This is a genomic window from Halomonas sp. MS1, from assembly GCF_024182575.1.
Classification (GTDB): domain Bacteria; phylum Pseudomonadota; class Gammaproteobacteria; order Pseudomonadales; family Halomonadaceae; genus Vreelandella.
In genome coordinates this window covers 1,095,375-1,106,908 of sequence record NZ_CP098926.1, presented here as the reverse complement: position 1 = coordinate 1,106,908, position 11,534 = coordinate 1,095,375, and the positions used below count along the sequence as shown (strand labels likewise).

9 protein-coding genes are annotated in these 11,534 nt (G+C 53.4%); 3 read left to right on the top strand and 6 right to left on the bottom strand.

What is annotated here, in order from left to right; translation table 11 throughout:
* Positions 1-26 precede the first annotated feature (26 nt).
* A complete protein-coding gene (gene amaA, locus NF683_RS05025) occupies positions 27-1,319 on the bottom strand; it encodes an L-pipecolate oxidase (protein ID WP_253921442.1) in 1,293 nt (430 codons plus the stop codon).
* A gap of 97 nt (positions 1,320-1,416) precedes the next feature.
* A complete protein-coding gene (gene amaB, locus NF683_RS05020) occupies positions 1,417-2,910 on the bottom strand; it encodes an L-piperidine-6-carboxylate dehydrogenase (RefSeq protein ID WP_253921441.1) in 1,494 nt (497 codons plus the stop codon).
* Positions 2,911-3,034: 124 nt separating this feature from the next.
* Between amaB and NF683_RS05015 the strand changes: the two genes are divergently transcribed.
* A complete protein-coding gene (locus tag NF683_RS05015; RefSeq protein WP_253921440.1) occupies positions 3,035-3,922 on the top strand; it encodes a LysR family transcriptional regulator in 888 nt (295 codons plus the stop codon).
* Positions 3,923-4,033: 111 nt separating this feature from the next.
* Here the strand turns inward: NF683_RS05015 and NF683_RS05010 are convergent, their stop codons facing one another.
* A complete protein-coding gene (locus NF683_RS05010; protein ID WP_253921439.1) occupies positions 4,034-4,480 on the bottom strand; it encodes a GNAT family N-acetyltransferase in 447 nt (148 codons plus the stop codon).
* A gap of 267 nt (positions 4,481-4,747) precedes the next feature.
* On the opposite strand from NF683_RS05010, the gene NF683_RS05005 reads away from it, so the two are divergent.
* Entirely contained in the window at positions 4,748-5,644 is an 897-nt protein-coding gene (locus NF683_RS05005) for a LysR family transcriptional regulator (RefSeq protein WP_253921438.1), read from the top strand.
* Between the two features lie 12 nt (positions 5,645-5,656).
* Here the strand turns inward: NF683_RS05005 and NF683_RS05000 are convergent, their stop codons facing one another.
* Together NF683_RS05000 and NF683_RS04995 are read right to left on the bottom strand one after the other, a co-directional pair.
* Complete coding sequence (locus tag NF683_RS05000; RefSeq protein ID WP_253921437.1) at positions 5,657-7,162, bottom strand: AbgT family transporter; 1,506 nt, start codon at positions 7,160-7,162, stop codon at positions 5,657-5,659.
* A gap of 60 nt (positions 7,163-7,222) precedes the next feature.
* Positions 7,223-8,377 carry a M20 metallopeptidase family protein gene (locus NF683_RS04995; RefSeq protein ID WP_089040501.1) on the bottom strand — a complete coding sequence of 385 codons (1,155 nt, stop codon included), beginning with the start codon at positions 8,375-8,377 and terminating at the stop codon, positions 7,223-7,225.
* Positions 8,378-8,741: 364 nt separating this feature from the next.
* On the opposite strand from NF683_RS04995, the gene NF683_RS04990 reads away from it, so the two are divergent.
* Positions 8,742-10,058, top strand: a complete 1,317-nt coding sequence (locus NF683_RS04990; protein WP_089040992.1) for an MFS transporter — start codon at positions 8,742-8,744, stop codon at positions 10,056-10,058.
* 192 nt (positions 10,059-10,250) lie between these two features.
* Here NF683_RS04990 and gltS read toward each other — a convergent pair whose 3' ends face one another.
* A complete protein-coding gene (gltS, locus tag NF683_RS04985) occupies positions 10,251-11,456 on the bottom strand; it encodes a sodium/glutamate symporter (protein WP_089040502.1) in 1,206 nt (401 codons plus the stop codon).
* Between the last annotated feature and the right edge of the window lie 78 nt (positions 11,457-11,534).

The window sequence follows — 11,534 nt, the reverse complement described above, 5'->3', positions numbered from 1 at the left end:
TGTTTTGTTAAGCAATAACACCGTGATTAGATCAGCACTCGTAGACACTGACCTGCATGATACAGCGAGAAACCACCCTCATAGGCGCAGCTCCACAGTGGGCGGGCTTTGATGGGTTTGGGCTGTGACAACGGCAGCGGCAGCAGGCTGTCATCTTCGTTTGCAATGTAATGGGCAAAACCTTGCCCGACCACCGTGCCGGTAGTGATGCCGCGTCCGTTATAGCCAGTGGCTGACAATATCCCAGGGGCCGGTTCAAAAATACGTAAGGTGTGGTCCGGTGTGAACGCGACCTTACCTGTCCAGGTGTATTCCCAGCGAACGTTGCCGAGCCCAGGGAAGTAATGATCTTTTATGGTATCGGCCCAGCGGGTTAAGTAAGCCAGCGGCTTGCCTTCACCTTTCCCCAGGCTGCCCAACAGTAAGCGGCCTGCCTTATCCCGACGAATGCTGCTAAGTACCGTGCGAGTGTCCCAAGCGCCTTGTTTTTCTGGAAGAATCGCATCGGCGGCTTCGCCCGTCAGGGGTTCTGACGCCAGTTGATAATAGTGGCCGATAAAGAAGTGTTGTCGAACTTGGTTCCAGTCGTCTTCGGTATATGCATTGGTCGCCATGACGACTTTGTTCGCGGTTATGCTGCCATTTTGAGTTAACACCCGCCAGCGGTCTTCCTGTCGCTCGATGCCTGTTACGGGGCTTTGGCAATAGAGAGTGGCCCCTAGGTTTGCAGTAGCGCGGGCGAGCCCTCGTGTATAGGCGCACGGGTTGATAGTGCCAGCGCGCTTATCAAGCAGCGCGGTATGTATCTGAGCGGTTCCCGTCATCCGCTCGCATGCTTCACCTTCCAATAGGGTCACCGGGGCTCCACGGTTTTGTAACTGCTCGTGGCGGCGTGTGAGCTCTTGGCAGCCTTTGGTGTTATGGCCAAGGTGCAGGGTGCCTGTACGCGTTGCATCGCACTCAATGGCATAGCGCTCAATAATGTCGAAGACTTTTGCTGGCGCGCCGCCCAAAATAGTATTAACGCGTTCGCCTGTTTCTTCACCTAGCGCGGCCACGATGTCATCGGGTGGAATCCAAAGCCCGGCATTCACCAAGCCAACATTGCGGCCTGAAGCACCCGTGGGGATATCTCCCGCCTCCAGCAAAATTACCTTGATGCCTTTTTCGGCCAAATGTAACGCGGTGGACAGACCCGTAATACCGCCACCAACAACACAGACCTCGGCCTCTTCCTGGTTCGCTAACGCAGGATAGTGTACTGGGGCTTCCGCGCTCGTTTGCAGCCAAAGGCAGCGCTCGGAGAGGGTCGTTTGCATCTTTATAGTACCTCCTGAAAAGAAGCGCAGGTCGGCCATAGGTCCTGGTACTTTTAGTAAGGGCCCTACAGGGAAGGGCCCTTATAGAGGGGAAGGGTTAGTCGAACTTAATGCCTTGAGCTAGTGGGAGTTCACGAGAGTAATTCACGGTGTTAGTTTGGCGACGCATATAGCTCTTCCAAACGTCGGAGCCAGACTCGCGACCGCCACCGGTTTCCTTCTCGCCCCCAAACGCACCGCCAATTTCAGCACCGCTAGGGCCGATGTTGACGTTGGCGATGCCGCAGTCACTACCAACCGCAGAGATGAAGGTTTCGGCTTCGCGAACATCGGTGGTGAAAATGCACGATGACAGACCCTGTGGGACGTCATTATTGGTAGCAATAGCCTCATCCAGCTCTTTGTAGGTGAGAACATAAAGAATGGGCGCAAAAGTTTCGTGCTTGACCAGCTCGTTTTGCTCGGTCACTTCAACAATGGCGGGCTCGACGTAGTAGCCTTCACCACTGTTGGAGAATTCTACACGGTTGCCACCGAACACTTTTGCACCTTGCTCACGCGCCTTAGCCAGCACGCTTTGCATCGCATCAAAGGCTTGATGGTCAATTAGCGGGCCAACCAAGTTACCTTCAAGCGGGTTGCCGATGGACACCGCGCTATACGACTTCTTCAGACGCGCTAAGATTTCGTCTTTAATGGATTCATGAACGACTAAGCGACGCAGTGTCGTGCAGCGTTGCCCAGCCGTACCTACCGCAGAGAAAAGGATGGCGCGAGTCGCCATATCAAGGTCTGCGCTTGGCGCTAAGATCATGGCATTGTTGCCACCCAGTTCAAGAATGCTGCGACCGAAGCGCGCAGCGACTTGTGGGCCTACTTCGCGACCCATGCGGGTGCTGCCGGTAGCGCTGATCAGCGCAACGCGGGCGTCATTGACCAACTGCTCGCCAGCAGCACGCTCACCAATAATCACTTGGCTCAGGTGCTCGGGGGCTTCATCACCGAACTCTTCAATGGCACGTTCCAATAGTGCTTGGCATGCCAGTGCCGTTAACGGTGTTTTTTCGGAAGGTTTCCAAAGCAAGCTATTGCCGCATACCAGCGCTAAGGCTGAATTCCATGCCCAAGGGGCGACGGGAAAGTTAAACGCCGTAATCAGGCCAATCGGGCCTAACGGGTGCCAACTTTCGCGCATATGGTGACCGGGGCGCTCGGAAGCGATGGTCAGCCCAAACAGCTGGCGAGATTGACCAACGGCGAGGTCACAAATGTCGATCATTTCCTGAACTTCGCCAAGCCCTTCCTGGAGAATCTTGCCACACTCCCAGGTAACCAGCTCGCCAAGTGCTTCCTTGTGCTGGCGCAGTTGATCACCAAACAGGCGAACCAATTCACCACGACGGGGGGCAGGCATGCTTTTCCAAGCTTGAAAGGCTTTTTCTGCGTTCGCGATAGCGGTTTCAACGTCGCTGCTAGAAGCCGTTGTAAGACGGCCAATTTCGCTGCCATCAATCGGTGTGGTAACAACTAGATCGCCGCCTTGATACTGCTCTTTTGCGACACCCATTTTTTCCATCAGGGAATGAATCATTGCTTCACCAAATATTGAATTGTGAGTAAATTGGTTACAGGAGCAGTATTGCCAAGCATGAGGCAGCTCATCAAACGATGTTTGTGAAAAACATCATTCCTTAATTTCACCAAGTGGGAGTGCTATGCGTCGTCGAAACTTACCTTCTTTGACCAGCCTGAACTGTTTTGAGGCCGCGGCAAGGCATCTCAGTTTTACGCGGGCTGCGGATGAGCTGAGCCTGACGCAAAGTGCGGTGAGCAAGCAGGTGTCGCAACTGGAAGTTACCCTGCAACATCCGTTATTCAGGCGGGTGAGAAAGCGTCTGCACCTGACGCCAGAGGGAGCGGTCTATCTCGGCGAAGCGCGTAAAATATTAGCCCAAGTCGAAATGTCCACGCGTTATATGCAGTCTTACGGCGTAGAGGCAGATGTGCTGAATATCGCCACATTGCCCACCTTTGGGGCGCGGTGGCTTATCCCCAGACTCAACGGGTTCCGCTTTAAATATCCCAATATTAATCTCAATATTGCTAATCGTACCGAACCGTTTGATATGCAAAAAGAGCGTATAGAGGCGGCGTTCTTTTTTGGTCATGGCGTATGGCCGCGGGCGGAATGTATTAAGTTGCTGGATGAAGAGGTGGTGCCTGTCTGCTCGCCTGCCGCCATGGAGCAGACAACCGTTCGCGACCCATTAGATTTAACAGACATGGTGTTGTTACAGGTTTCTACTCGGCCCGAAGGGTGGCATGACTGGTTTGAAGCACAAGACCTCTATACGGAACACAGCTACCATGGCCCAAGATTTGATACGTTCTATATGGCGTTAAGAGCGGCACGCGCGGGCTGTGGCGTCGCCCTAGTACCAAAGTTTCTTGCTCAGGAAGAGCTTGATGAGGGGAAGTTAGTCATTCCTTGGCAGTTCTCACTTAAGAGTCAAGATGCTTACTATATGGCGTACCCAGAGCATATGGTTGAAGTTTATAAACTGCGCGCTTTTATTGAGTGGATTCGTGCGCATTTAGATTGATAACGATCAATCTAAATGCTTTGTTGGCGGTGGTTTAAGAATGACTGCTTTTTTTATATGGTCATCTAAAAATAATATGCTAAGTTATTAATCGCTATCTTATAAGGAGGGCTAAAATGTCAGACTTAGCCGAAACATATCTTTGTGCTGAATTCCATTTTCAATGATAGGCTCAGGATAGTTCTTCAAGAAAAAGTCTTTATCAATGCAATCAACCCTAAAGCCCTGGCGTTGGTAGAAGGTCAGTTGATAGCCGAATGTGCCCGTTCCCACCTCTAGGCGCTGTGCACCTGATTCCTTCACTTTTTCGATAACATATCTAAGCAGTTGGGTGCCAACACCATGCTGTTGAACCGATGGTGAAACGGCAATGTTCATCAGTTCCAGTGCTCCCTCATAAATTGGCTTGATAACACAAGCTCCGACGATCGCCCCTTTGTCGTAGGCTGTGAAGCACCTTGATTGGTATAGGTACCTTTTAATGGCCTCCTCGGACGGGTCCGCTAAAAGAAGTAGCTCCATTGGTACTTCAGAGGGTGTTATCTCAGCGATTTGCAACGCAATCTGCTCCTCTCGTATTCAGAATAATTTACATTCTATTTTTGTATGGATGTCTTTATGTGAGCGTTTGGGTGACTTTTTGACGTTAGGATACGTGTTCTGATTTGGATAGGCACACGTGGCCTGTCACTATAAAATTAAAGTATTTATGTAACATAAAAAGCCTGGGTGCAAGCTGCCTTAGGTAGGGGCATTTTGTTGCTGTTGGTTTGAAAAAGCTGATGTGCGAGCTCATCGGCGCGAAGTTATTCACACGAGATCATCATGACCCTACTGGATAAACGTGCATTGTACTTATTTGAGGTAAGCAGCTGCGGAGGCATTCGTGCGGCGGCGGAGCATCTGCATACCAATCCTTCCGTAGTAAGCCGCCAAATACGGGGGTTAGAGCGGGAATTGGGCATGGCCTTGCTGGAGCGTCAAGGGCGGCATGTGACGTTGACCGAGGCAGGCCAATTGGTAGTGGAAGGGTTTCTTGCTCAGCGGCGGTTGAATTCAGAGCTGGGAGATACGCTGTCCCGGTTACGCAATTTACAGTCGGGGAAAGTGGTCGTCTCGGTAGGTGATGGCTTTGTGGATAGTTTTATCAACCATGTGATGCGCCGTGTTTCCGAGCAGTACCCCGATGTGCTGATCGAGATTAAAACAGGGATTTATTATCCCCGAGAACCCCATGAGATGGTGGCCAACGACGAGGTAGATATTGCGATTACCTACGGCCCCATTTCAGACCCACGGTTAGTGGTGCACTCCTTTGAACGAGGGCCGTTGTGCGCACTGGTAGCACCGACCCACCGGCTTGCTCGCCAATATAGCGTGTCGATCACAGAGTTATTACAGCACAAGTTGATTTTTTTACCGGATGTCTCGGGCTCGCAGCAGTTCGTCAATGCGCTATTTGGTGCTGCCGGTCAGTTGGCTACGCCTGCCTATCGCTGCAACCTGCATTCAGTGTCTCGAAGGATGGCTTGTGCCGGGATTGGCGTGTCGTTTATGACGGCTGCTGCTGCACGCAGTGAAATAAATGCGGGTTTGCTGAAGGCGGTTCCTATTGATCACCCTATGGCGGCTAGCAGCCAGGGCAATTTGGTGCGTAGAGTCGGCAGAAGACTTTCGCCCGCTGCCGACTATTTATGGAAGTTAATGATGGCAATGCAGTGATGTGCTGACGTATCAGTTAGCCATCATGTACACGCCTGGGCCAATTGGCCAGCCCATCGCCAGCCAGAACATCAAAAACGTTGACCAGGCGAGCAAAAAGCCTATGGCTAACGGCAGCATGGTGGCTATCAACGTGCCTAGCCCCATATCTGGCTTATAACGCTGCATATACACCAGTGCTACCGAAAAATACGGGCTCATGGGGGAGATAATGTTAGTGCTGGAATCGCCTATGCGGAACATTGCCAACACAAAGGCTGGATCGAAGTCGATCATCATCAGCATCGGCACGAATACCGGAGCCATTAATGCCCACTGAGCGGAGCCGCTGGTCATAAAGACGTTCAGCACCGCGCTCATCGCAATAAACGCGCCTACTAGCGGTAGCCCAGTAAATCCGGTGCTTTGCAGAATATTGGAGCCTTCAATAGCAATAAATTGCCCCAGTTCTGACCAGCGGAAATAAGCAATAAACTGCGAAATTGCAAAGAACAGTACTAGGGTAGGTGCTAAGTCACTGGCAGACTCCGCCATGCGTTGTGGTACATCACGGCTGCTGGTGATCTTGCCGGTGGTGATGCCATAGACCAAGCCAATAGTGACAAAGTAGCCAAACATCAGTGGCACGAGTGAGCGCAAAAATGGCGAGGGAATCAAACCGCCTTCTTCATTGCGCAGTGGCGATGCTTCGGGTACCACGGCAATTAAGATCAGCGCTAGGTAAATCAGTGTGGCAACGCCTACCCGCTTTAGACCGCGCTTTTCTGCGTCGGTTAATGCCGGTTTTATGATGTCAGTTTTAAAGTCTTTGCTCATCGGTAGGGTGCGTTGCAGCCTCGGCTCTACGATCTTATCGATGACTAACGTGCCAATAATTGCCAGCACAAACACTGAGCAGGCCACAAAGTAGTAGTTATCCACAGGTGAGACGTAGGCGTCTGGGTCTACCAAGCGTGCAGCCTCCGTGGTTATGCCAGCAAACAGCGCATCCCCGACGGTAATAAACAGGCTGGCATCAAACCCGGCGCCTGCCGCCGCATAGGCGGCGGCTGCACCGGCGATTGGGTGGCGGCCCACCGAGTAGTACACCATGGCAGCTAGAGGGATCAGGATCAGGTAGTTGGCATCGGAGGCAATACTGCCGCAAATACCCGCCATAAAAACGCAGAAAGTGAGCAGAGCGGGTGGTGCTTTCGCCACGCTCACCTGCATCAAGGTCGACATTAAGCCCACTTTATCGGCCAAACCAATGCCAAACATCACCACCAAAATAAGGCCGAGGGGAGGGAAGTTAACGAAGTTACTGACCACGCTGGTCAGCATAAACTCAATGCCATCAGCCGAGAGTAGACTGCGTACCTGCACCACCGCGTCGGTTTGCGGGTTAACCGCTGAAACGCCGAGTGACGAAAGCAGGGCTGAGAGGATTACAACAGTGCCCGCTAAAATGGCAAAGAGAATAAACGGGTGTGGGAGCTTATTACCCACACGCTCAATAGATGAAAGAACACCTTGCATCGTATTAATCCTTTTTTCTTAACGTTATTTTTTTAATCGTAATGAGAGGCTTGCAGAGAATTAAGTTCGTGATAGCAACTCTTTTGCCAACGCCACAAACATCCCGCCTGCGACCGGCAGAACAGCATCGTTAAAGTCGTAGTGCTCGTTGTGCAGATAGGCGCTATCGCCATTACCGACAAAGAAGAAACACCCCGGTACTTCCTGCAGGTAGAACGCGAAATCTTCCGCCCCCATGGTGGGCATATAGTCCAACTGCTGAATGTCGTGGCTTACTGCGTGCTTGTTGGCAATCGTTAGCACGCGTTCTGACCACGCTGAGTCGTTAACCAGTGGTGGCACCTGGTGTAGGTGTTCCAGATGAAACTGCGCACTGTGGGCTGCGCATACGCCCGCGGTTACCTGCTCAAGCTTGCCTGCGAGTGCTTCGCGTGAAGAGGGGCGGTCACTGCGGATATTCACTAACAGTTCGGCTTGGCCAGGAATCACGTTGGCGGCGTCGCCCGCATGGAAAGCGGCTACAGTGATCACGCCTGCTTCCAGCGGCGATTTGTGGCGGCTCACTAACCCTTGCAACTGCTGTATTAGTGACGCCCCGACATAAATAGGATCGACCGCCAAGTGCGGCATGGCGGCATGGCCAGAAGTACCTTCAATAGTGACTTTATAAGTGTCGTTACCGCCCATAGCTGGCCCGGGTTTAACAAACAGTTGGCCTGCTGGGAAACCAGGGCGGTTGTGGTAGCCAAATATCGCGTCCACCTTGGGGTTTTCCAAGACCCCTGCCTTGACCATGATGTCGGCACCATTGCCACCTTCCTCGCCAGGCTGAAATAGCAGTTTAATGTGCCCACATAGCTCGTCACGCAGCGCTATGATGGCCTCGGCAGCCAATAACAGCGTGGCGGTATGCCCATCGTGACCACAGGCATGCATCAAACCTTGCCGTTGGGAGCGATGCTCAAACGTGTTGGCTTCATCGATGGGTAACGCATCCATGTCGGCGCGAAAGGCAATCACTGGGCCTTCGCGACCGGTCGCTAGCTCAGCCATAACGCCTGTAGTGGCAATACCTTCGGTAACGCGATAGCCAAGCGCTCTTAGCCGCTCCGCGACCAGCGCGGCGGTGTTATTTTCCTGGAATTTAAGCTCGGGCTGCTGGTGCAACCGATGCCGCAAAGCGGTGGCTTCACCAACTTGTTTATCTGAAAACATTTCCTATCCCTACTGTTGTCGGTGCCTTTATTCGGCTTTTTGTAAGCTAAGCGACTTGGCGGGTAGAAAGGAGTCGTTTTAATGACGAATTTGTTGCTTTCAAAGCAACAATAATGGGGGGATACAACCGAAGCTGCTTCCTAGCGATGTTATCAACGCCCTTGGCAGCTAGCGGTGAAATTTTCAGTGTCACCTTCCTTAATGCTTATTTTTAACTTAAGCATTCTGCTTATCGACTAAATCATACCTCTTTGCGGCAGCCGCACAGCAGGAGATTGCAATCACCCAGCAAAGTAGGCTATTGGTGGCGCAGTTGATAGATCAGCTTGATGCACAAGACACACACGGCCGTGGAGTGCTCGGTATGAAGACCTTGTCGAACATGGGGTTTGCCCTATTTGGTGCAGCGCTGGTCGCGATTAGTTATGGACTTGCGCGCTTTGCGTTTGGTTTGTTTGTACCTTCCATTAGCGCCGAACTAGAACTGACTGCGTACTTAGTTGGTATTATCGGGGCGCTGCCGTTTATTAGTTTTGTCTTGGCGACGTTGTTTGCACCGCTTGCAGCCGATCGGCTTGGTGCGCGTAATTTAGCAGTGTTATCCGGTGGATTCGGTGTGGCCGGGCTGGTCTTTATCAGCCAGTCGTCTGGTGCCTTCTCGCTCGGCGTAGGTGTGTTTGTCTGCGGGATCTGTACTGGCTTGATGATGCCCGCTCTGACGGCTGCTATGCAGGCGTTGGTGAGCCGAACAATGCATGGCCGCGTTAGCTCTATCATGAATGCTGGCACCAGTATTGGCATTATCGTAGCAGTGCCGACAGTCGTGTTCCTGGCCGATGCGTGGCGCTTTACCTACACTAGCTTTGCTGTTTTGGCGGGTTTAGGGGTGATTGCTGCCTGGTACTTTATCCCTTCGGTCTCTCGGGTTGTGCCAGCCAATGCGGCACCGCCACCGCCAATCACGCGGCTACAGTGGTCGCGCCTTACTCGGCTATCACTCTTTGCTTTCGCGATGGGGTTTGTGTCTTCGCCATTCTGGCTTTTTGCGCCTGATTTGGCCGTTACCCTTGGTGGGTTGCCTCCTAATCAAACTGGCTGGCTTTGGTTTGCCGTAGGACTTGCTGGGCTTGGAGGTGCCGTAGTGAGTGATTTGGCTGACCGTAATAACCCTCCTATTACGCAGGCACTAATGCTAATGATGCTGTCTTCAAGCTTGGCGTTGCTTGCTGCCAGTCCCAGCCAGTTAGCATTGGCGATATTTTCCGCCATGGTGTTTGGACTTGCTTACATGAGCTTAACGGGACTGTATCTGATGACGGGCATTCGGCTATTGCCGGGGCGGCTTTCCATGGGGCCCGTCTTACCTTTCATGGCCTGTGCGCTTGGGCAGGCAGTAGGCTCGCCGGTTGTCGGTATGCTGGTGGACGGTTTTGGTTATGCCTATGCATTTTCGCTATTTTCGGTCGTCGGCATTGTGGTGGCGATTATATCGCCAGCTTATCCCGGCCACATTGATTACTGGGCAGACTTGGTGGAAGAGTCAGCGCAAGAAGAACCACTGCAAGAGGAGCAGCCCGCTGCTGAAGAGACGGGTCTCCAAGCAGCCTATGACCACCAATTGCTGGATGAGAATGGCGAGCCCATCGAAGAGCCCGTTACGAAAGAGGATAACGTAGCCTAATGCGTTTCTGATTAGCGTTATACGGTCGAAAGCCATGGAGGAATTGGAGAAGATGCCAGGAGGGCGATTTGCCAGGGTTTGCTATCACCGGTAGCAGAGGGGGGCTAGAGGCAACGGATACCTAGCGGCATCGGCGATAAAAACGACAACGCCAGCTGAACCCAGAGGCTAGCGTTGTCGGACGAACAGCGATCAGGCGAAGGCGTTCAGACACCAGGTAATGGCGGGGATGGCGACAATATCGATCAGCACGGCGCCGCACAGCGGGACGATAATGAAGGCCTTATGCGACACCACACGATAGTGCTCGCACACCGCACTCATATTTGCCACCGCATTGGGAGTCGCGCCTAGGCCGTGGCCAATAAAGCCCGCGGTAAGCACTGCGGCGTCGTAGTTGCGGCCCAGCAGGCGGAACATCACCACCACGGCCAGGAAGACGATGGCCAAGGTCTGCACCAGCAGGATCAACAGCAGTGAGCCGCCCATCTCCTGGAGCTGCCAGATCTTGAGATTCATCATTGCCATGGTCAGGAACACGCCCAAGGCCACGTCGCCCAGAGTGGCGAGGGCGTTGTCCGGCATGCTGACCCAGTGGAAGCGATCATTAAGATTGCGTAGCAGGATGGCGACAAACATGGCGCCCACATAGCTCGGTAGGATGATCCCCAGGTGGGTCGACAGAGCCTCTTTGAACCACACGCCCAGCACCATGATCGGGACTATTACGGCCAGCACGCGCAGCAGGGTGCGGCTGTCGATGGGCGCTTGAGAGGGGCGCTCCTCGGCTTGCAGTTTCTCCAGGTCATGCACGTCCTCGGCGACAACCGGGATCTGCCGACGGTCGATTATCCAGCGGGCGATAGGCGCACCGATCACACCGCCGACAATCATGCCGAAGGTGGCAGAGGCAATGGCGGCAGTAGTGGCTCCCTGGGCGCCTAGGGCTTCCGCCTCAGGGCCAAAGGCCGCTGCTGCGCCGAAGCCGCCCTCTAAGGAGGTGGCTCCGGCCATTAGGCCGATCAGCGGGTCGAGGCCTAGCAGGCTGGCCATGCCAATGCCCACGCCGTTCTGCATCAGCGCCAACAGCCAGCAGGCCACTAGATAGATACCCAGCGCCTTGCCGCCTTTTTTGAGCAGCGCCAGGCTTCCGCCCAGGCCGACGGTGGTGAAGAAGGCGATCATCAATGGGCTCTGCATCGCCGTGTTAAGTTCGAAGGTAACCAAGCCAAGATCGCGCAGCAGCCAGGCCAGCAGAGCGAAGCCGAAACCGCCGATCACTGGGGTGGGAACGCAGAAGTGTTCCAGCCAGTTGAGCCGGCGCTTAAGCCCGGCGCCAAATGCAAGCAATATCAGCGCCAGTGCCGTGGTGGACACGGCATCCAGAGTAAAGTGCATGGTGATGCTCCATGAGTTGTTATGTGCCGCTCAGGGCGGTCGGGTAGGGGTGGCCGTTGACGACCGGTTAATCGTTGG

Coding starts and splice junctions, on each gene's coding strand:
- amaA (WP_253921442.1), bottom strand. CDS start 1,319: ATGCAAACGACCCTCTCCGAGCGCTGCCTTTGGCTGCAAACGAGCGCG.
- amaB (WP_253921441.1), bottom strand. CDS start 2,910: ATGATTCATTCCCTGATGGAAAAAATGGGTGTCGCAAAAGAGCAGTAT.
- NF683_RS05015 (WP_253921440.1), top strand. CDS start 3,035: ATGCGTCGTCGAAACTTACCTTCTTTGACCAGCCTGAACTGTTTTGAG.
- NF683_RS05005 (WP_253921438.1), top strand. CDS start 4,748: ATGACCCTACTGGATAAACGTGCATTGTACTTATTTGAGGTAAGCAGC.
- NF683_RS05000 (WP_253921437.1), bottom strand. CDS start 7,162: ATGCAAGGTGTTCTTTCATCTATTGAGCGTGTGGGTAATAAGCTCCCA.
- NF683_RS04995 (WP_089040501.1), bottom strand. CDS start 8,377: ATGTTTTCAGATAAACAAGTTGGTGAAGCCACCGCTTTGCGGCATCGG.
- NF683_RS04990 (WP_089040992.1), top strand. CDS start 8,742: ATGAAGACCTTGTCGAACATGGGGTTTGCCCTATTTGGTGCAGCGCTG.
- gltS (WP_089040502.1), bottom strand. CDS start 11,456: ATGCACTTTACTCTGGATGCCGTGTCCACCACGGCACTGGCGCTGATA.